Source organism: Butyricimonas sp. BSD2780061689_150309_C8 (assembly GCF_015560935.1).
Classification (GTDB): domain Bacteria; phylum Bacteroidota; class Bacteroidia; order Bacteroidales; family Marinifilaceae; genus Butyricimonas; species Butyricimonas paravirosa.
Map to the genome: position 1 here is coordinate 157,625 of NZ_JADMSV010000002.1, position 21,570 is coordinate 179,194.

The following is a 21,570-nucleotide window of genomic DNA, read 5'->3' on the forward strand; positions in this document are numbered from 1 at the left end:
TTATCTATGTTTCATCCATTCTTTTTATAAATTAACAACATCATACTCGGCAATACCAACAAAAGTAATGGTAAACCGACGATAAATCCCCCGATGACAGCCACCGCCAACGGTTGTTGCATTTGTGCGCCCAACCCAATTCCCAAAGCCAAAGGCATGAGAGCAAGTACCGCACCAATAGCCGTCATCAGTTTGGGACGAATACGTAGGGCTATGGCATAATCCACAGCTTCAAAAACATCTCCACCCGAATGGCGATTCATCTTGTACTGCCACACGGTGAAAATAGCATTCTCGGCAATAATACCTACCACCATAATAATACCCGTATAACTACTCACATTAAGGGGTACACCCGTCAACCACAATGCCAACAAGCAACCGCAGATGCCCAGCACGGAAATAAACAATACGGTCAACGATATACTCCATTCACGGAAAAGAAACATCAGAACGGCAAAAACCAACAACACAGCAAGCGCAAGAATCATCATCAATTCGCGGAATGACTGTTGTTGTTCAGAATAGGCCCCACCGTACGAGATACTGTACCCCTGAGGAAGGCGAAGTTGCGTATCAAGAGCCGCTTGCAAGTCGGCTATCGCACGGCCCAAGTCCCTGTTTTCCAATCGAGCGGTAAGAGTAATATTACTTTTCAAATCTTCACGCCGTTGCTCTATTTCTCCCGGAGTGACACGTACATCACAAAAGAAATTGAGTGGACGAGTGCTACCATCAGGCAAAAAAATAGGCTGATTCTCCAACCATTCAGGGGAATTATCTTTAAAATCCGTAAAACGGAGTAAGATTCGGCGCATTTGTTCCCCCTCCTGCACGGAACCAATCTGCAGTCCACCCGTCATGGCTGCCTGGGCAGGATTCGGCTCGATCATGTTGGAGGACTGGCAAAGAGGAATTCCACCCGTGTGTGCTGTAAGTTGTTCCTGAAAATCAGTCACCGAAATCCCAAATTGTGAAAGACGTTCTTGATTGGGGGTAAAGACCAATGAGGCTCCGGCAGGTACAAGACCGTTATCTATATCAACAATACCCGAAACAGCCTGCATAACTTTTTCCGCATCACCCGCCAACCGTTGTAAAACAGCATAGTCATCACCAAAAATTTTCACCTCGATAGGTTTGGGCGTACTCATCAAGTCGCCTAACAAGTCTGAAATACGTTGCCCGAAATCAATCGTCATCAACGGGACCGCAACAGAAATCTGCCGGCGCAGATCGCTGATCACCTCGGGTGTACTTACTTTTCGGTCGGTCTTCAATTGGATCAAGTAATCACCGAAATTACTGGGACGAGTCTTAAACGACATACCTAGAGCCGTGCGCCGTGAATAGGCCTGTACATCGGGATGAGCCATTATGATACGTTCCATCTGTCGACACAAACGATCAGTTTCCTCTATATCCGTTCCGACAGGAGAATGATAATCAAGTACAATCGTTCCTTCATCCAGATCAGGTAAAAAACCAGAAGGTAATCGAGAAGCGGTATACCAGCCCCCCATACCCAAGAGCAGGACGAATCCGGCAGCAATCAACGGTTTACGGTAAACTACCGTCAGGAAATGAACTTTCCGGATGGAATTTTCTTCCAGTTTCTTGACGTCCAAATCCTTCGGACGAAACTGTTTCTTATATCCTATAACGAGATGTAACACGGGCAGTAACAACCAAGTTACGAGAAACGATGCAACAAGCGTAAGTTGCATCGTATCGGACAGTTCCTTGAAAAAACTACCTGCCAACCCACTCATCAACCGGAACGGGAAATGAATGACAATCGTTGAAAGAGAAGAAGCCACCATGGCAGGAAAAAGGTTTCGAATGGCATGGCGTACCACCGTGAAACGGTCTATACCGGGCCGTTCTTCATGCTCCCGATAAATCTGTTCGATAACGACAATGGCATCGTCAATAATCAGCCCTACCGAAGCAGCCATCGCACCAAGTGACATGACATTAATGGTAATACCGGCCAAATAACAAAGCAGAATACTAAAAGCCACCGTAACGGGAATAGTCAGCATAACCACCAAACTAGACCGCCATGAACGAAGGAAAAGGACCATGACAATAAGAGCAAGGAACAAACCTTCATAGATCGTTTTCAGCACACTGTGAATACTATCGCCTACGAAAGCACTTTGATTATAATAAGGTTTAAGTTCATAACCCACCGGAAGTTGCTTTCTTATCTCATCAGCCTTATTTTCCACGTGTTTGGCGAAATCTATCAGATTCACCCCCGGCTGTTTCACCAAATCAACGAGTACGGCATCATTTCCATCCGCATTAATTTTCAAAAATTCTTGTTGCTCCTGAATCTCAACGGTTACTATATCACGTAAACGGATGATCCGCTTACCATCATTACGGATAATCACATTCCGTAACTCTTCCATATCATTGATTCGTGTATCAGTCAGTGTCAAATACAAACGACTATAATCTGCCACGTTACCATTCCCCAGTACAAAATTTGTTTGTGCAAAAGCTGTTTTTATCTGTGCTGGAGTGATACCGAGAGCTGTCATCTTTGAAGCATCGGGCTTGACAACAAACTCTTTCACCTTCCCCCCACGCACCACAACATTACTGATACCGTCCACTTGCGAGAACATCGGACGAACCACTAGATTTCCCACATCATGCAGGGCTATCCGGCCATGTGTCTTACTTTCCAACGTGAACCCATAAACCGGAAACAAAGACTGGTTCATCGCTTCGGTCGAAATAACCGTGCCATCAGGCAAAAAATTTTTAATCTCATTAATGCGACTTTCCAGTTGGGTCTTTAAGGCATAAATATCCAATCCCCAGTTGAAATAAACATCTATCACACAACTGCCCCGGCTTGTACTACTTTTGACAACAGTCGTACCCTGCACTTTCTTCACCGCACTCTCCAAAGGTTTGGTAACGGTTATCATCATGCGATCAACAGGCTGTTGCCCGGCATCGGCTATCACCGTAATGCGGGGAAACAACACCTCCGGAAACAAATTGGTCTGCATCCGCATATAACACCACACTCCCGCAAGCAACAAAAGCAATCCCACGAATAGAATCGGGCGGCAATACAGTTGATGGAGACCTTTTTTCTGTATCGTATTCATAATTCCTCCTCCCCTTTCACAATGAACACTTTTGCCCCGTCTTCCAAACCATAACCGCCAGTGAGGACAACACGATCTCGTGGAGACAAGGCGGACGATTTAATTTCAATTTCCAAAGCGTTGCTGTTACCAATTTCTACTGGAACTTTGATTGCCGTGCTATCGTCAGATAACTTCATAATCCAATGTTCAGTAAGCGTCTCATCGCTCTGTACAGCACCTTTGGGAAGTATCATACCATTACCCGACGACGAATCACTTACTGTAAACACAGCCTTAACATTCATCCCTTCAGGCAGGAAAAGTGTTTTTGCTCGTGCAATCACCCTCTCGGCCTGTGAAGTCGTATTCATCATTACCAATGGAGAATGAACCGTTGCCGTCAGTCGGGTTCCGTCAGGTAATTCCAGTATGCACTTATTCCCGGCACGCGCATACCGTTGTTGCTCGTAAGGAATATTAATCTCGAAGGCAAGGCTTTCTAATTCGGCGATAGAACAAAGTTCCGCACCTTCAGTGACATAACTTCCTACCTGTTGCTGTACGTCAAGAATAATACCGTCACGTTCCGCTTTTATGGGAATGGAGACATGATCTCCATTCCCTAAAGCGTGTTGTTCTTTACTCTCGATCTTGTAAAGAGTCTGCCCCATTTTCACCCTTGCTGCCGGGGTCACGAGAACTTCCGTAATGAAAGCAGGAATCGGTGCGCTGATAACCGACTTATTTTGAAAGACCGTGGTTGCAGAGAATACGATTTCTTTCTCGATTTTACCTAAAGTCACGTGAGTTAATGTAACAGAGGTCCGGGGTTCTTCTTCCTTTACATTTACCGTCGACGCATCCCTTTGTTTGCATCCATTAAGCCCCAGTACAAGCGATAATAAAATAATAAAATATTTCATAACCATAATGATTTAATATTACCAATTCCAATAATTATAGGCGGCTATAACAAGCTGTTTATTTGTCCGGAGCAACAAACGGTCTTTCTCCGTTTGAATCTTATTCCGAAGAACCGTGATATAATCTAACATTGATACCTGACCGACGCCCATCTCCTTGTTGTAATCGGACAGAACAGATTCATACTCAGCAACCTGATTTTCCAACATTCTTTCTCTTTCATCATATCTATTCAACTCGGACAGGCATTGTCGAATCTTCATACTTCTTTGATATTCTGAATTATCTTTATAAGCCTGAATACTATTCTGTTGTAACTGAGCTTGACGCTCTTTCCAGCGTTTCTGCCTGCCATCGAAAATTGTCCATGAAAATGTCAATCCGGCACTCCATCCGAAATGCCGATACCATCCGGTAAAATCACCAATTTGTATTCCCCCATTCACAAACAAATCTAGCCGGGGCTTGTATTGCAGGTTAAAGGAACGCAAAGATGCCACCGTATTTAGACTATCCAACCGGAATTGCTCGGTAAAAAAACTTTGCTCACCATCCGCCTGTAACCGGATGAACAGGTTTATATCTGGCAATACCACATCTGTCGTGTCATCAATGCCGCAAAGTAAATTTAAATCCATCAGATGGGTATGGTAAGACTGGCAAGCCGCAGCATACAATTCCCTATTTGCCTCCCGCTCAATGGCAAGCAGTTTCAGATCCGATTGTTTGGATAGTCCATTTTCAAGCAGCTTTTGAACAATCTCTATTCGACGATTAATCATGCCTCCAACGGAATCCGTAAAATCCATTTGTGCCCTGTCAAGGAGGCAAAGCAGATATTGTTCTGTGACAGAACGTTCCAACTGATGTTCCTCCATGCGGATACGATAGTCTGCCATATCCGTATTTATTTTTTCTTGCTCTTGCGCAACCTTGTATGAACCTCTGCCTAAAAGAGGTTGTGTCCAAGTCGCTCCGGCATGAAAGGAACCACTACTTTCACCCAAATCATACCCGTAATAATCCGTGGCAGAACGCGCATTCCATTTGAAAGCCGTTCGTCCGCCATCCTTTGAGATAATCGGTACAAACAAATAATCCCCGTTCAACTCCAACCGGGAATGTGTGTACATGGCTTTCAACCGTTCAAGTTCTGTTTGCTCTATCGCCCTTTGATTCCGGTAATCCGTTATCAGTGGGCTATTCTCTTTGGCAGTTTCTATATAATAATGTAGAGACCTACCATTTTCTTCCTGCCCATATGAATGCAGGCTGACCATGCCAAATGAAAGTAACAATAATAACCGATTCATATTCTATTCTATTTTTTGGGCGAAAATAGAATATGACTTTGGGGAAATTTTGGAGAAAATATGAAGCATGATATCAATTTGTACATTTGAAACCTTTCATTTATCTCTATCGCGAAAGAATCCTTGGGGATTAAATAAGGATTTTCTACTCTTAATCATGCAAATTACCAGGGAGTTACCAGACTATTGCCAGCCTGTTAGGCGCTCTCGCCGCATTGTCGCCGCCTTATCGCCCGATTATAGCCGCCATTTTAACAGATCATAAGTAAAGATAACATTTGCCTTATTTCTATTTCAACCTCTAACAAACAATCTACAAAGTAGCAAAAAGATTCATACACCCATATACTACCCCAAAGTAACCCTAGAATTAGGTATATCTATCGGAAGTAACAACATTTGTAATTTTCCTTTGAAAATATTTCATTTTTCACTCACCCATTTTTCAACCTCACCTGTGTATATAGTGTAAAAGATCAAACCAGAGACAAATGAAAGAAAAACTGGATAAAATAGAATTCATACTGGAACACCTCCGAGAACCGGAACGGCTACTGCAAGAAGAGTTCGTGAGCTGGTTGCAGGAAGAAGAGAATAAACACTTGTTCGAGGAAGTGACTACGAACCGGATGGCATTTTTGCAAAAAGAATACGGTCAACAAATAGAACCGGAACTGGAATGGCAAAAATTATGGCAACAAATGCAAAAGGATTCTCATACCCCCATTCCGGAAAAGAGAAAAATCAACCGAAGGGTATGGTATTCCGTGGCAGCAGGGGTATGCGTGCTGACGGCTTTAGCAGGAGGTTTGTTGTTACAACAAGGGAAAGAAAAAAAATCAGTTTCCCCTATGGTTCAAATTGAACACGTGGGAAAACGAAATGCCCAGTTGATCGTTTCCACGGGGGAAGTTCTTGATTTATCCCAAGAAAAAATTTACCAAAAAGCCGTGGACGGAACGTTGATCACGAATGACACGTTAAAACTACTCTCCTATCAAAGCAATGCAGGGGAAACATACACGACCGGAACCAATGCCCCGGAAAAGGTAAACAAAGAAACCGTGTATCACACATTACGTGTTCCGGCTGGTGCCGACTACCAAGTAACATTAGCAGACGGCACAAAAGTATGGTTGAATTGTGAATCGACGCTGCGGTATCCCGTAGAATTCGGGGATGAAAAACGGGAAGTATACCTAGATGGAGAAGGATATTTTGAAGTAAACAAAGCCGCAGAGTGGCCCTTTATCGTCAACACGGAACAAATGCAAGTAAAAGTCACCGGGACAAAATTCAACGTGAAATCTTACACCACCGAACCCATCGTGCATACGACTCTCGTCGAAGGTTCTGTATGGGCTTACACCGATCAGACACAAGTGCAATTAACCCCATCCGAGCAATTCCGATACGATAAGGAGACCGGAAAGACATCCGTACAAAAGGTTGACACGGAACTCTACACGGGATGGATTGAAGGTATGTTCGTGTTCCGGAATCAACGTCTGGAAGACGTGATGAATGACCTCGCACGCTGGTACAACATGACCATATTCTATTCCACGGCAGAAACCAAGGAAATCCGAATCTCCACGAATCTGAACAGGTACAAGAATATTGACGATCTATTGGAAATTATTAATGAAAGTGGTAAAGTGGTTGTCGCCCGCAAGGACAACACCATAACCATCCACGCCCGATAATAAGAAAGGATCGGGGCCTGCGCCAACATTTCCCGATCCTCTGTATTAATTAGTTATAATTAAAACATTTCAAAGGTATGAAAAAAAGATGGAAGAGTGATTTTCCGTTAGAGAGAAAATTGCAAAAAATTTTTAGATGTATGAAATTAACCTTTCTACTACTCACGTGTTTTGTCGTTCAGACTTTTGCTAGCCTGAATGCACAGACTGTCACGATCAAAAAACAAAACGCGTCACTGGAAGAAGTGATTTGGGAGTTAAAACAGCAGACCCGGTTCACGTTCATGTACAACAACGAAGACATCGCCCGGATAAAGGGGATCGATTTGAATGAAAAAGAAGTGGACGTGGAGAAGATTCTACAAAAATGTTTGAAAAACACGAATTTGGAATACGTCGTGTTAAACAATGCCATTGTCATAAAACTTAAAATGGACACGTTGGACGAGAAAAAGTCCGTCACGTTAAAAGGTTGGGTTTATGACAAGAAAAAAGAACCCATTCCGGGCGTGACGGTCAAACTGACCAATATTAACCTCGGAACAGCCACCAATAACAAGGGATGGTTTTCACTTTCACTCCCGCTAACCAAAGGGACATTGGAATTTTCTTTCGTGGGCTTTAAAACCCAAAAAGTAAATTTCACGGAAAAGACAGATACCCTCCGGATCACTCTGGAAGAAGATATTCAAACACTGGATGAAACAGTGGTTGTCGCCTATGGAACAACCACCCGCCGGAAATCGACAGGTGCCGTTTCCGTGGTAAAAGCAGAAGAATTCAGAGGGATTCCTTCCGGTAACATTGCCAATCTTTTACAAGGTCGTGTAGCCGGACTGGACATTACAAATCTTTCCGGGGCCCCCGGAGGCGGTGACGTGGCTATTACCGTAAGAGGATATAACTCATTGGATGTAGAAGCCGGACGGAGATTCTCAAATCCGCTATGGGTAATCGACGGAGTACCTTTAAACACGTTTACTTCCCCGATCACAGGAACCAACCTACTCTCCGACTTGAACCCGGATATGATCGAATCCATACAAATATTGAAAGATGCCTCTTCAGCCGCCATATACGGTTCAAGAGCGGCTAACGGGGTCATCATCGTTACCACGAAAAAAGGAAGACAAAACCAAGATGCCACCTTTTCCGTGAATTTTTCAGAAACATGGAGTACACTCCCGGAATACCCGGCCTTGACGACAGGACGGGCTGAAAGATTGTTACGCTTGAAAAGTACGGAAAACAATTTTAGAGCCTATCTGGACAAGAAAACCAACAGTTACAAATACCCCCAAAGTCTGGCAGAACAATATGAAAACACGCAAAGCTATTATAACGGTTTCTGGTACCCGGACAAAAACAGTATGCCGGAAGGAAACGGGAGTATATATCAAGATAGTCTGAACTCATTCTACAATCATTCCACAAACTATTTCCCAATTTATTTCGAGACGGGAAAAATCACGAATGCGAATATACAAGCGTATGGTGGAAGTGAACGAATCACATACGGCATCGGACTAGGATATTACAATGAAACAGGTGTTTTCAAAGGCACCGGATTCAAACGAATTGATTTAAATTCTAACATGAGTGTCATTCCTGTTCCCAAGCTAAGCGTTGACATTCGTTTCAACGCCTCGCTGGCACAAAAGAAAAGGGCATCATCCAGTGCCGACGACCACCTTCGTTTTAGTGGAGCTTTAGTCCCTATCGAAACCATTCCCGGAGAACCATATAAACTTTCATCTTTACTTCCCGGTGAAGAATCTGTCGTGTGGCAGGAAGTTCTAAAAGCATACAGAGGAACGAAAGAAACTAATCGAGCTATCCGTCTACGTAGTAATTTTCGTCTAGGGTACGATATTATTGACGGATTGAATATTTCCAGTTCTCTAGCCGCAGACTACGCTATAAGCCGAAGAAATTATTTCTCCCCTTCGTACATCGCAAGCGACAACAATTCAATCTCCATCGGGGAAACTGGGATCAACTTGATGGTGTTGAATGAAAACCTGTTAAGTTACAAAAAAACAATTCATGAAGATCATAATATTGAATTTATGGCAGGTTTTTCCTATCAATATGATCAAGAAGAATACAACGGAGGATCAGCCCGAAAATCCCCAAGTGATAAAATTTACTACGCTCCTTATGGTATGCCGGATTTAGAAACTGTAGGCTGGGGAGATTATGCGGAGATCCGGGCGCTTAAAGATTACCAGTCCGATATGCAGGAAAAAACACTAGTATCTTATTTTGCTCGCTTAGAATACGGTTTCCGGGAAAAATACCTCTTTTCTGCCAGTATTCGAAGAGATGGGAGTTCCACGTTCGGGAAAAACAACCGCTGGGGAACTTTCCCATCTGTAGCCGCAGCATGGAGTTTCTCGGAAGAGCCTTTCGTGAGAGACAATCTCGGGTGGGTATCTTTTGGAAAAATACGAGCCAGTTGGGGACGTTCCGGGATGCACTTTTCCCAAAATTACTTAGCATTAGGAATTATGAACGTGGGAAGTACATCTTACCTCGGAAATAGTTATATCGAACCCCAATGGGGTGACGGGCTTTATAATGACAAATTATCATGGGAAGAAACGGACCAGTATGATTTCGGGTTAGATTTGGATATGTTTGATCACCGTTTAGGTATCACGATTGATTATTACTACCGTTATACAGACAAATTATTAGACCGGGTTCGCTTACCTAGTGCCGGGATAAACACCGGGTATGGTAGTCAATGGCGCAATGCAGCAGCCGTTTCCAACGAAGGTTTGGAAGTCATGGTCAAATACGAAATATTCAGGAAGTCCGATTTATATTGGAAAATATCCGTGAACGCTGCCCGTAATTGGAATCGTTTCGAAAAATCATATACTGGAAAAGATTTAGACTTGGTTCGAGTAATCGGAAAATCACTAAATGGAATATACGCCTTGAAAACAGACGGGTATATCGACTATCAGGATGAAGTCCCCGTTTTTTACAACCAAATAGGTATAAAAGCCCCTTTAGCATCTGAAACGGGAAGCTCCACGTTTTACAAACCGGGAGACTACAAATTCATTGACGTGGATGGAAATCGTAAAATAAATGCTTTTGACGATGAGGTATATTGTGGAAGTGCTTTACCGAAAGTCTCCGGGGGAATCGTGAATGAATTCCAATGGAAAAATTTCGATGTGAATATCCTATTAAGTTTCCAATTAGGACGACACATGTTGAACATTACCCAAACGAGATGCCTATCTGGTTTTGGTGCTGCAGAATACCCGGCCATTGTCATGAACTTAAATAAAGTATCTTTCTGGGAGAAACCCGGCGATAATCCGGACTTCCCTAGATGGCAATTTGATTGGGACACTTATTTATGGGGTGGACGATATGTCGATCGAAGAGTTGAAAAGGTCAACTGGCTGAAAATAAAAACAGTATCTATCGGTTACACATTGCCCAAAGCATGGATGCAGAAATGCGGGCTGGACGAGTTGAGGATCTTTGCCAGCGGGGAAAATCTACACACGTTCACCAATTACTCCGGTATTGAACCTGAAATCGTGGACATCCGCAATGGTGAAGACGTGGGGAGTTCCTACCCCTTAGCTCGCAAATTAACATTAGGTTTAACATTGAAATTTTAAGCGATGAAAAAACGATACTTATTTTTAACGCTAATCGGGGCATTCATGATGTGTGCCTGTGAAGAGTGGGTCGAATTAAAACCGGAAAACTCGGTCACCTTTGAAAACGCCTTTGACACGGAAAAAGACATAGAGGCAGCCTTATTCGGGGCAGAACAAAGTTTACGGGTAAACATGACCTCGGCCCCGTATTCACCGGAAATGCGAGGAGAATATTCAGACTATCGCCATAGTAATTCCTATGACTTTTTAAGAGAAGAAGATCCCGAAGCGTATGTCGCACAATGGAATTGGAATTACAACGTAATTGCAGCAGCCAATGTTGCTTTACCCTATATTAACAAAGTCGATATGCCACAAGAAAGACGGGACTTTTACAGGGGTGAGATCGCTTTTTTCAAAGCATTCGTTTACCTAGATCTAGTCCGTCGCTGGGGGGATTGCGTGATGATACAGGATGAAGTGGAGCTAAAACCTATCGGTAAAACAAACTGGCCCAAAGTGACGGATTACGCAATATCATTAGCAAAAGAGGCCGTACGCCTTCTCCCGGAATGGAACGAACTGAAAGAATCCAGTGGAGCCTCCGTAACCCACAGGGCTCGCCCGTGCAAGGGAGCAGCCAACGCCGTACTGGCCCATCTATGCGCTTGGAAAGCCGGATGTAAATATATGGCACAACCGCAAGACCGGGACTATGATGAACAACTATTATGGCGTATGGTTGATACAGCTTGTACGGCAATTATCAATAGACCGGATATTTATGATTTAGAATCAACACCTGACGAAGTTTGTACCAAAACATTCGTGGACGGTGGCAAAGAATGTATTTTCGAAAGTGTATTTCGAGGATATTGGAATGAATTTGATGAAATGACAGAAAGTAACATGACCAACCTAGGCCGGCGCTACGAGGCTTACCCGGCTATTCCCGGTAAAAAAATCGGAGATAATAAAAAAACAGAGTACCGAATATTAAATTCAACCGTCCGGGAAATGTTTCAAGACTACACCGATGGAGGTACCCCTGTCACCGATTTACGCAGGGACGCTTGGTTTTACGAGTTCGAAACGATGGAACAAGAAGATGAAGAGATTACCGGCGGATACGCCTATCCTTACAAATGGCGCTATGCCCGAGTGGCCACGGACGGGTACATGGCCGGACAATTTATCAACTTCGACCAAAACAAAACATGGTGGAGACTGGCTGACATCTATCTATTACGTGCAGAATGTCGGGCCAGATTAAACGACCGGGCAGGAGCTATTGCAGACTTGAACAAAATACGCAATCGGGCAAAAGCTAAACGTTACAATGAATCCGAGTATGACGGCAATCTACGCTATGCCATATTCAAAGAACGAGAAAAAGAATTATTGATGGAAGGAACCCGCTATTTTGATGTATTACGGAACGGGTACTACAAAACGGAACTTTACGGAAACTTCCGAAATGTTTCTGACCAAGACGTGGTTGACGGAGTATTTTTCAATGCTTTGGAAAGCACCTTATACTGGGATAATCCATTAATGAGGCAGAATACCTATTGGCTAAAAAGACAATAAAAGAACACAAATAAAAATGAACATATCATGAAAATAGGAATAAATATATGGGTATACTTTCTGATTCTCGCGGGACTTTCCGCCTGTGATACAAAACAAGACTGGTTTGATTCCGGTATCAGTTCACCCTATCACGATTGCAGCATCATGGAATATTTACAGAAAGACACGGCCAACTGGAAATTAACCGTAGAATTAATTGAAAGGGCGGAACTCACCCAACTTTTCGAGGGGAAAGATCCAAATTACAAAGAAATCACGTTCTTTGCTCCCCCTTCCCTGTCCATTCTTCGTTACGTGTGGGATAAAGCTTCCGGAAAAGAACAATTTCCCGGAGAGCCTGAGCGTTGGAGAACGCTCTCAGAAGATGAAAAAAATCATCCGGAACATCTCGTTCAAGCACTCGACAAAGATTGGTGCCGGGAGATGGTATTGCGCCACGTTATTAAAGGTAAACATTTGAAAGACGGAATTGCTTTCCGGGACCGGGATTACGAAATTGAATCAGAAGAACAAACCGGAGGAACAGATTTTACCTGCGAAAGTGGGAACAAATTACGGGCTTACCGAGAAAAAACAGATTATGGTGGTGTTAAGGATGCCGGAGCAATTTTCATGTACTTATACTCGTTTGATGTCATGGAAATGGTTCCATTAGCCTCCCCAGATATTCAACCGCTAAACGGGGTAGTACACGCATTGAACTATAATTATGTACTAGGCAAAATCTAACATGGAACTTAAAATTTAAAAATCATGAAAAATCTAATCATATTGGGAATACTCGTTCTCGCAGCCTGCTTAGGATCAAGTTGCCAAGACGTAACGATCGGCTTTTTGCAAACAGAAGATGCCGGTTATAATCCCGACACGATGGTCGTTAAAAAAGAACTGGACACCACTCCCCCTCAATTAGAAGAAGTGGATAACCCGCTTTACTATGAATTACTGGCAGAAGACCCGAATTATTATACTCCGGAACTATTGATCAGTTGGGGTATCTTACCCACTCAAATTATAGAAGTCGGTGCCGGGGAAGATTATCAACGGGCCCAATGGGGTACGCCGTGGGTAAGTAACCCGATTGAAGGAGTGGACGGAACGACCCAGATATACGTTTCCATAAAAGACATCAAAACGACAACGGGAAATGCCGAGAAGATGTGGGAATATTTGAAAGTATATGGTGACGGGACCTTCGAAGTACCTTTAGAACATGATATTCCCACGGGACATTATTTAATTTCATTAAACTTCAAAAACGAGGGATATTCTAAAGACGTGAACGATTGTTTTACTATTATCGTGAAATAATCCTTCAAGTGTGTGTTTCAAGAATAGGTGGAAATTCTCCACCTATTCTCTTTTATACCTACATCACAAACTCGTCAAATAACTTATCAAAAGTAGCATCCGGATCAGTCAGAAAACCGGGATGCGGACGAGAGGTTTGGATAATCGTGCTACGAACGGCCGTCAGCCAACGAAAACGCTCCGGAATATCCAACCCGGCAATCGGTCCGCCATCACGAGAACCGGAACATATCCGATCGAAAATTTGCAGGTTCACCCGAATTTCTTCTATATCAATTTCCGGAAATAGCATCTTTAATTTTTCCTCGTGAAGCACGTACTTTGCCCGCAAAAATTTTTTCCGCTTGGAGAATAAAATGATCCCCACGTTAATAAATTCTTCCCGTTCCACCCGCGGGACAACCCGGATAACGGCATATTCATACAAGTATCTCTCTGGCATGTTCTGCTTCTTTTATAAATATTTCCGAATGTGCAACCCGTTCCGTTAAAAAACGAACATATGTCTCCCGTATTTCTTGATTTGTAATACCCAGATCATCCCAATTTAACCAATCCTCCGGGATCAACGCCACGATTTCCCTTATCTTTTCCGGGGTCAATCGAGCTTTCAATCCGGCATCGACTTCTGCCAGTTGACTTGCCCGAGGCAATAAAACATGATTCTTTATTTCCACAAAAGGACTCAAAGCGTGTTTCTGCCAATTTGTCCAGGAATAATGGAAATAGAGAGACGAACCGTGATCTATCAACCATAATTCCTTGTGCCACATCAACAGGTTCGTGTTACGAACCGTGCGATCAATATTCGTCAGTAAAGCATCCAACCAAACGATTTTCGAGGCCAGTTCCGCATCAATCACGTTTACCGTGGGGTCAAATGCGAGAGCCCCGGATAAAAAGTGCAACCCGAGATTTAATCCCCGGCTCGCTTTCAACAAATCCTGTATTTCCTCATCTCCCTCCGCCTGACCAAAAGCCTCATCCAGTTGTAGAAAAACCAGCTCCGGCACTCGTAACTCCAAAACACGAGCTATCTCCCCTCCGATCAGTTCGGCTATTAAAGCCTTCGTGCCATGCCCGGCACCCCGAAATTTCACCACGTACTTGAATTCATCCTCCGCCTCCGCCAATGCCGGTAATGAACCACCTTCGCGTAAAGGCATGATGTATCTTGTCACATTTTCTGTTCGTAATTCCATTTCTATCTCCTTTTTACTCGAACAAAGATAATCAATAAAATCACAACACGCTATCTACACCTCATGGGAATACACCCGGATAAATCCAATTCGCTCGACTAATGGAAGTATTGCGTCCCTACTCACGCAACACGTCCTACCGTTAACAAGGCCTGTTTATCCCCTATTAAATGAAATATACTAAATTTTCAACAAATATTATTCATACTTATATTATACCAACTCCCATTCAACTCCTATTCATTTCCAATTCAACTCCTATAAAAATAAGAAATAAGTTATAATTCTATAATAATTATAAAATCAATATTATGTCATTACTATATCATATAATCAATTTATAATACACACTCAGGTATTAAATCCCCATATTTACCCGGTGAATACCCACGGATTACAGGTCATAGACAAAAATATCGTCCACGACCTCACTTGAAAAAAGAACCAATATTGATTTAGTAATTCACGATCAAATGATTAAACCTTCACTTCCCCTTTCACAATCAACTGGATCGTAGGTTGACGGGGATCGTTACAAAAGAGAGTGATGACTTTACGCTGTTTACCGTTTCGCCCAGCAGAGTGAAAGATGACATTCAAGTCCATTTCTTTACCGGGCAGAAGAACACGTTGACTGGGGAGTACTGCGGTACAACCGCAAGTGGTTTCTATTTTACGGATGATCAAGTTACGTTCTCCAACATTTTGGATTTTAAAAATCATCTTAGCCTCCTCTCCTTCCCGAAGTGTTCCAAAATCACGTTCCGTCGAATCCACCATGAAATGAGGGGCTTGTGCTTTTTCCTCTTCGCTCCAATGTGCAAAATCCTCCCGTACAGGCACATCAATCATAAACCCATAATCGTAATCCACCTCCCCGTTTATCATGAAACGCATCACATTATAATAATTACCTAACATGGACTCATTCTTTAAACGTAACGTCACGATTAACGTGTCACAAGTTCCGGGTTCTACGGTATATCCTCCTAAATTCCAATCCTGCTCAGAGTGTCCGATCTTCCGACAAGTGATTTCCGGGAAATGATTAAAACCTTCCAGACGAATCCCCGCTTTCGTGGGATTGTACACCAGCACCGTGTCGGCATACTCCTTATCGATATATACCTCACTCCAACTTGCCTTTTCCTTACTGAAAAATAAATCTCCTGCCGGGTAAATACACTTTTTAGAAGGCTTGTCCGAAGAACAGGCACCCATCAAAAGAGCAATAATGATTAACCCATATATTTTCATCCTCATGTCATATATCATTCACAAATTCAAAATTACTATTTAATTCTATTTTTTCTTCTTATACATGAATTTTTAATGCTAAAACGTACTTTTGTCTTGAAAAACAACATCAATAACTGAAAAAAAGCAATAATTAATGATTTGTTAGCAGATTATTTATCGATCTGTTTACCCTTCGGGGATAAATTTGTTGATGGTAAAATGAATTAAAATCATTAATTATAAATATCAGTTCACTATGAAAACAAAACATCTATGCGTTGCATTCATTTTGTCCCTGCTCGCTTTTCAAGCCTGCACGACAGATGACGTATCATTTACCGAAGACTCTGGTCCGGATGACAAAAGCAATCTTTATACTATTAAAGATAACGCTTTCGGGGAGTATTTAAAATACCTGAAAGTGACAGGTGTTTATTCCCAAACCACGACGGAAGACGGAAATGCAGTGACCTCATACGTCATTGACACGGTAGAATCCAAAGAATTTACAGGAGATATTAATCTCAGTAAAACAGAGGCGTCTATCACAAAACTGCAAAAAGCCGGATTAACTACAGCCGCAGACAAGATTCAAGATGTTGATGGAATCCAATTCCTTACCGGACTTAATTCCCTTGCACTCACGTCCAATAATATCACGTCACTCGATATAAGTAAACTGGTTAATTTAACCGAACTGAAAATGAACTTTAATAAAGTAGGTTCTTTGGATTTAACCCATAACACGAAGCTCGTGACCTTCAATTATCGTGGTAGCGGTGAAGCGGCAGAAGGACAAAAACTGACCTCTATCGACCTATCAAAAAACACGGAATTAACCTCCCTCGATCTGCGTGTTCACGAATTAACAAATATAGATTTATCACAAAATAAAAAACTTACCTCGGTATCGTTATCAGATAATCCCGGTGCACCGTTTACAATTCCAGAAGAAATTTATAACAACCTAACGACAAAAGACGGTGTTGAAGGCGGTGATGTCCCAACACCCCCGGTAACTGACGAATACTATATTATTCCGAATAAAGTTTTGGGAGAATATTTAAATTATCGTCTCGAAGGTAAGGGTATCGTGGTTGAAGAAAACGGTTCTTATAAAATAGACAAGAAAAAAGCAGCCTCATATACGGGAGAACTAAATCTCTCCAAAAACGGGAAAATTCCAACTGAATTAGAGAATGCGGGATTAAGCACCGCCAAAGATAAATTAACTGATTTGGATGGAATACAATTCTTCACAGGGATTACGTCTTTAACGTTAGTAACTAATAACGTCACCGAAATAGATGTATCTACATTGATAAACTTGGAAACTTTAGATTTAAATAATAACAAAATAAGTTCTTTAGACGTCACAAAGAACACGAAACTAAAAACTTTAAGATGCAAAGCAAGCACACAAGCATCTGATTCCCAAAAATTAATCACGATAGACTTAAGTAAAAACCTAGAATTAACAACTCTTGATCTCATAAATAATAAACTGGAAAGTATCGATTTATCGAAGAATACTAAATTGACTTCCATAAAATTAAGTGAGAATCCGGGAACGCCGTTTACAATTCCGGCTGAAATATATGATAATTTATCTACCGCTGACGGAGTACAGAAATAATTACAATCATGATTTACATAGGAGCACTTATATCCATTCAATTCATCGCCTTGACAGCTTATTGGCTGTTTAAGAAGTATCATGCCCAAGCGGTATTACTTTTCAGTGGACTGGCCATGTTGACATTGGCCTTAATCTTGGGATTTGACATCCCGGAACTGAAAAATGCCACGGGACTAAAAGAGTTCGACCTTTTCAAGGTGATACAAGAAATATTCAGCGAGAAAGGTGCGGGCGTGGGACTGATGATTATGACCATCGGGGGATTCGTGGCTTACATGAAACAAATCAAAGCAAGTGATGCTCTGGTATATGTTTCCATGCAACCGCTATCCATCTTCCGGAAGTACCCCTATCTGGCAGCATCGCTAGTGATCCCTATCGGACAACTTCTGTTTATCTGTACCCCCTCGGCCACGGGCTTGGGGTTATTGTTAGTAGCATCCATCTACCCCGTACTGGTAAGCCTGGGAGTCAGTAAACTATCCGCCGTATCGGTGATTTCAGCCTGCACGGTATTCGACATGGGTCCGGCATCGGCCAACACGGCCCGGGCATCGGAACTCGTGGGAATGAATAACGTGATGTACTTTATAGAACATCAAATGCCGCTGACGATCCCTATGACGATACTGCTCATGATCGTGTATTATTTCAGTAATCGCTATTACGACAAAAAAGACGCTTTGAAGAAACAAACAGAAGAAGTGAAACAGGAAGATTTCAAGGTTGACGTTCCGTTAATCTATGCCATTCTCCCGGTATTACCTCTGATTCTGTTGATCGTGTTCTCCAAATATATCCAGCTATTCAGTTTTTCGGTAGAACTCGACACAACAACAGCCATGCTGATGTCATTCTTCGTTGCCATCGTTTTTGAATTCATTCGTCAACGCAATATCAAACAAGTATTTGCATCCATCAAAACGTTCTGGGACGGGATGGGAAAAGTATTTGCCACAGTCATCACGTTGATCGTGGCGGCAGAAGTCTTTTCCAGGGGATTAATCAGCCTAGGGTTTATCGATTCACTCGTGATGCTTTCACAACACATCGGTTTTTCCGGTGCAGGGATCGCCATATTAATGACATTACTCATCTTCGCAGCCTCCATGCTCATGGGAAGTGGTAACGCATCATTCTTCTCTTTCGGTCCACTCGTGCCGTCTATCGCGGCAAAAGTGGGAGTTGAAGGGGTTCACATGATCCTACCCATGCAGTTGGCCTCCAGTATGGGACGGGCTGCCTCCCCCATCGCGGGTGTGATCATTGCAATATCGGAAATCGCGGGTGTATCTTCGTTCGATCTGGCCCGCCGGAATCTGATCCCGTTATCATTCACGATGGTTGTCATGCTAATTTATCACTTTTTTATTGCTTAAAATATGAATATAACAATCATAAAGAACGCAAATATATATGCCCCTGAAAAATTGGGGATAAAAGATCTGCTCGTGTGTAACGGGAAAATCGTTATGATTGACGACCAGATTGATTTAACGGGTGTAAAACACTCTATGATCGATGCCGGGGGCTTGATCGTGACCCCCGGTTTCATCGATCAACATATGCACATTATCGGTGCTGGAGGGAAAAGCGGCTACTTTTCCATCACCCCGGAAGTACAACCGAGTGAACTGATTCGCTGTGGAACAACCACGGTTGTCGGTATGCTGGGAACAGATGGGATCACAAAAGAATTGACCACGCTCTACGCCAAGTGTAAATCGTTAGAGCAATACGGTATCGGGGCATATATGCTCACAAGCTATTTTGCAGTACCACCCAAAACCATCATGCAAAGCGTTGCGGAAGATATGTTGTTTATCGACAAGATTATCGGTTGTAAAGTAGCCATCAGCGACGAACGGTGTTCATTCCCCACAAAACAGGAGTTACTGCGCCTAATCAACCAAGTACACGTGGGCGGTTTGACTTCCGGCAAAGGAGGGGTTCTGCACATCCACCTAGGCGCCTTACCTTCCCGGATGCAGATTCTCCTAGAAATTGCACGGGAATACCCGACTTTGGTAAAGCACATCTCCCCGACTCACGTGGGACGAACGACAGCACTTTTCGAAGAGGCCATTGAATTTGCCTCTTTAGGAGGAATCATCGATATATCCACGGGTGGGACCAAGTTCGATGAACCGTACAAGATTCTATTACACGGGTTGGAAAAAGGCGTGTCAATCGAACAAATGACCTTCAGTAGTGACGGAAACGCGGGAATGAGTAAAAAAGCCCCGGAAACCGGAAATCTCATTTTCTACAAAGCTCCCTTACATCTGAATTTACAACAAGTACAGAAACTGGTAAAAGAAGGCGGTATGCCCATAGAGGATGCCATTCGCCCGGTTACAACGAATCCGGCTAAAAACATGACCCTACGGACGAAAGGACGTATCGCCCCGGATTACGATGCCGACCTGTGTTTCTTTGACAATGACTTGAACCTGCAAAATGTAATCGTGGGCGGTACCGTGTGGATGCAGGGAGGAAAATTAGTCAAGGCTGGAAATTTTGAATAGATAACTTGAAATTAAAAAGATGAAAAAATATAAGTTCATAGTCATGCTGTTCATCTTGATTCTGTGGTTCCCCGCTTTTTCTCAGGAAACGGATTCCGAAGATAGTGACACAGAAACTTTAACAGCAGATTCCGATGCAGCCAAGATCATCGTGAATAAATACCGTTTGGGAGACGGGATCACTTTCTCTGCCCCGGATGGTGGATATAATATAAACTTGAGAGGTTTCTTGCAAACCACGTTTGAAACCCGTAAATACGAGGGAGACGATCAGTTCTACTCCCGTTTTCGTATGAGACGTTTACGCCTACGCCTCTCCGGAGACGCGTGGGGTGGTAAAGTCAGCTACCGTTTACAAACCGACTTTGCACAAGCCAACGGGGGTGACGGTGAATTAAGCGGTATGTTACTGGATGCCTTTATTGCCTACAAACCCGTGAAAGGACTTACTTTAAGTTTCGGACAAAAATCCACGCCAACCGATAACCGCGAACTCGGAATCACTTCAAATACCTTACAACTCGTGGATCGCAGCAAACTATCCTCTTACTTCGGGTCCATCCGGGAAGTAGGTCTTTTCGTTGACGGATCATTCCGCATCGGTCATACGGCATACCTTCGTCCCTCTATTGTTATCACTGACGGTGACGGTAGTGCCACGTTTACCCGTCGTCACGGGGGACTCAAATACGGAGCCCGCATCAATTACCTGCCTTTCGGTTTATTCCGGGCATACGGGGAGAACCGGGGTGGAGACATGGCAAGGGAAGTTACCCCGAAACTCTCTGTCGGTACAACTTTTAGTTATAACGTGGGAATCAGTGACCGGAGAGGCCGGGAAAGCGGTTCCATTCTTTACCTGAATGACGAAAACAAGGAAGCCCTGCCGGATTACATCAAATTCGGTGCAGACTTCCATTTTAAATACATGGGTTTCTCCGTACTAGGAGAATTCGTGAAAACCTGGGCTCACGTTCCCAGTGAAATCACCCAGCGGGTGAGAAACGACGGGACCACGTCCACCGATTTCAGCGGAAACATGAAAGACTACGTGAAAGCCCGTATGATGCTGGGAGCCGGGTATAACATTCAAGCGGGGTATATGTTCCAAAACCGCTTGTCTATCGACGCCCGCTACACACATTTCGACCCGGATAAAAACTCTTTCCTGCACAACGAACTCTATTTTAACCGTAATAACTTCTACGAAGTCGGTGTTTCCAAATACCTGACCAAATCATACGCGGTGAAAGTACAGGCCTCCGTCGTGTTCGTGGATGCCGAACCGGGAAGCAAGAACGTGAATAGCATCGTAACGGAAGGTAACGAGACTTTATTACAAGCCATGATTCAATTCTCATTCTAAA

Annotated in this window: 15 protein-coding genes; 9 read left to right on the forward strand and 6 right to left on the reverse strand. The window is 43.1% G+C overall.

Annotation, left to right across the window (positions count from 1 at the left end; all coding sequences use genetic code 11):
• Positions 1-11 precede the first annotated feature (11 nt).
• The 3 genes from I2I33_RS03260 to I2I33_RS03270 are packed head-to-tail and all read right to left on the reverse strand — an operon-like array spanning position 12 to position 5,353.
• A complete protein-coding gene (locus I2I33_RS03260; protein WP_087420010.1) occupies positions 12-3,134 on the reverse strand; it encodes an efflux RND transporter permease subunit in 3,123 nt (1,040 codons plus the stop codon).
• Positions 3,131-4,039 (reverse strand): efflux RND transporter periplasmic adaptor subunit, encoded by a 909-nt coding sequence (locus I2I33_RS03265; RefSeq protein WP_087420620.1) that lies wholly within the window; start codon positions 4,037-4,039, stop codon positions 3,131-3,133. Before I2I33_RS03265 ends, I2I33_RS03260 begins: the two co-directional genes overlap by 4 nt.
• A gap of 18 nt (positions 4,040-4,057) precedes the next feature.
• On the reverse strand, positions 4,058-5,353 hold the full coding sequence (locus tag I2I33_RS03270; RefSeq protein ID WP_087420009.1) for a TolC family protein: 1,296 nt from the start codon (positions 5,351-5,353) through the stop codon (positions 4,058-4,060).
• A gap of 491 nt (positions 5,354-5,844) precedes the next feature.
• Here I2I33_RS03270 and I2I33_RS03275 point away from each other — a divergent pair, with 491 nt between their 5' ends.
• The 5 genes from I2I33_RS03275 (at position 5,845) to I2I33_RS03295 (ending at position 13,595) form a co-directional block, all read left to right on the forward strand.
• The gene (locus tag I2I33_RS03275; protein WP_087420008.1) at positions 5,845-7,059 is read left to right on the forward strand and encodes a FecR family protein; all 1,215 of its coding nucleotides are present in this window, start codon (positions 5,845-5,847) and stop codon (positions 7,057-7,059) included.
• A gap of 140 nt (positions 7,060-7,199) precedes the next feature.
• Positions 7,200-10,709 carry a TonB-dependent receptor gene (locus tag I2I33_RS03280; protein WP_195666731.1) on the forward strand — a complete coding sequence of 1,170 codons (3,510 nt, stop codon included), beginning with the start codon at positions 7,200-7,202 and terminating at the stop codon, positions 10,707-10,709.
• Positions 10,710-10,712: 3 nt separating this feature from the next.
• Positions 10,713-12,281, forward strand: a complete 1,569-nt coding sequence (locus I2I33_RS03285; RefSeq protein WP_087420007.1) for a RagB/SusD family nutrient uptake outer membrane protein — start codon at positions 10,713-10,715, stop codon at positions 12,279-12,281.
• Between the two features lie 27 nt (positions 12,282-12,308).
• Positions 12,309-13,013 (forward strand): hypothetical protein, encoded by a 705-nt coding sequence (locus I2I33_RS03290; RefSeq protein ID WP_087420006.1) that lies wholly within the window; start codon positions 12,309-12,311, stop codon positions 13,011-13,013.
• Between the two features lie 24 nt (positions 13,014-13,037).
• Positions 13,038-13,595 carry a hypothetical protein gene (locus I2I33_RS03295; protein ID WP_087420005.1) on the forward strand — a complete coding sequence of 186 codons (558 nt, stop codon included), beginning with the start codon at positions 13,038-13,040 and terminating at the stop codon, positions 13,593-13,595.
• 58 nt (positions 13,596-13,653) lie between these two features.
• On the opposite strand, the gene I2I33_RS03300 is transcribed toward I2I33_RS03295, so the two are convergent.
• The 3 genes from I2I33_RS03300 to I2I33_RS03310 form a co-directional block, all read right to left on the reverse strand.
• Positions 13,654-14,037, reverse strand: coding sequence for a DUF3037 domain-containing protein (locus I2I33_RS03300; protein ID WP_087420004.1), 384 nt, complete (start codon positions 14,035-14,037; stop codon positions 13,654-13,656).
• Positions 14,015-14,797, reverse strand: a complete 783-nt coding sequence (locus I2I33_RS03305; protein ID WP_087420003.1) for a HipA family kinase — start codon at positions 14,795-14,797, stop codon at positions 14,015-14,017. The genes I2I33_RS03300 and I2I33_RS03305 overlap by 23 nt, the downstream gene beginning before the upstream one ends.
• A gap of 477 nt (positions 14,798-15,274) precedes the next feature.
• Positions 15,275-16,060, reverse strand: coding sequence for a DUF1573 domain-containing protein (locus I2I33_RS03310; RefSeq protein ID WP_118302743.1), 786 nt, complete (start codon positions 16,058-16,060; stop codon positions 15,275-15,277).
• A 232-nt stretch (positions 16,061-16,292) separates the two neighbouring features.
• Between I2I33_RS03310 and I2I33_RS03315 the strand changes: the two genes are divergently transcribed.
• From I2I33_RS03315 to I2I33_RS03330, 4 genes are read left to right on the forward strand one after another with little or no spacing between them, the layout of a single operon-like run.
• Positions 16,293-17,672 (forward strand): hypothetical protein, encoded by a 1,380-nt coding sequence (locus I2I33_RS03315; protein ID WP_087420001.1) that lies wholly within the window; start codon positions 16,293-16,295, stop codon positions 17,670-17,672.
• A gap of 8 nt (positions 17,673-17,680) precedes the next feature.
• Positions 17,681-19,054 (forward strand): C4-dicarboxylate transporter DcuC, encoded by a 1,374-nt coding sequence (gene dcuC / locus I2I33_RS03320; RefSeq protein ID WP_087420000.1) that lies wholly within the window; start codon positions 17,681-17,683, stop codon positions 19,052-19,054.
• Positions 19,055-19,057: 3 nt separating this feature from the next.
• Positions 19,058-20,203 carry a beta-aspartyl-peptidase gene (gene iadA, locus I2I33_RS03325; protein ID WP_087419999.1) on the forward strand — a complete coding sequence of 382 codons (1,146 nt, stop codon included), beginning with the start codon at positions 19,058-19,060 and terminating at the stop codon, positions 20,201-20,203.
• A 19-nt stretch (positions 20,204-20,222) separates the two neighbouring features.
• The gene (locus I2I33_RS03330; RefSeq protein ID WP_087419998.1) at positions 20,223-21,569 is read left to right on the forward strand and encodes a porin; all 1,347 of its coding nucleotides are present in this window, start codon (positions 20,223-20,225) and stop codon (positions 21,567-21,569) included.
• Position 21,570: the final 1 nt, after the last annotated feature.

Coding starts and splice junctions, on each gene's coding strand:
- I2I33_RS03260 (WP_087420010.1), bottom strand. CDS start 3,134: ATGAATACGATACAGAAAAAAGGTCTCCATCAACTGTATTGCCGCCCG.
- I2I33_RS03265 (WP_087420620.1), bottom strand. CDS start 4,039: ATGAAATATTTTATTATTTTATTATCGCTTGTACTGGGGCTTAATGGA.
- I2I33_RS03270 (WP_087420009.1), bottom strand. CDS start 5,353: ATGAATCGGTTATTATTGTTACTTTCATTTGGCATGGTCAGCCTGCAT.
- I2I33_RS03275 (WP_087420008.1), top strand. CDS start 5,845: ATGAAAGAAAAACTGGATAAAATAGAATTCATACTGGAACACCTCCGA.
- I2I33_RS03280 (WP_195666731.1), top strand. CDS start 7,200: ATGAAATTAACCTTTCTACTACTCACGTGTTTTGTCGTTCAGACTTTT.
- I2I33_RS03285 (WP_087420007.1), top strand. CDS start 10,713: ATGAAAAAACGATACTTATTTTTAACGCTAATCGGGGCATTCATGATG.
- I2I33_RS03290 (WP_087420006.1), top strand. CDS start 12,309: ATGAAAATAGGAATAAATATATGGGTATACTTTCTGATTCTCGCGGGA.
- I2I33_RS03295 (WP_087420005.1), top strand. CDS start 13,038: ATGAAAAATCTAATCATATTGGGAATACTCGTTCTCGCAGCCTGCTTA.
- I2I33_RS03300 (WP_087420004.1), bottom strand. CDS start 14,037: ATGCCAGAGAGATACTTGTATGAATATGCCGTTATCCGGGTTGTCCCG.
- I2I33_RS03305 (WP_087420003.1), bottom strand. CDS start 14,797: ATGGAATTACGAACAGAAAATGTGACAAGATACATCATGCCTTTACGC.
- I2I33_RS03310 (WP_118302743.1), bottom strand. CDS start 16,060: ATGAGGATGAAAATATATGGGTTAATCATTATTGCTCTTTTGATGGGT.
- I2I33_RS03315 (WP_087420001.1), top strand. CDS start 16,293: ATGAAAACAAAACATCTATGCGTTGCATTCATTTTGTCCCTGCTCGCT.
- dcuC (WP_087420000.1), top strand. CDS start 17,681: ATGATTTACATAGGAGCACTTATATCCATTCAATTCATCGCCTTGACA.
- iadA (WP_087419999.1), top strand. CDS start 19,058: ATGAATATAACAATCATAAAGAACGCAAATATATATGCCCCTGAAAAA.
- I2I33_RS03330 (WP_087419998.1), top strand. CDS start 20,223: ATGAAAAAATATAAGTTCATAGTCATGCTGTTCATCTTGATTCTGTGG.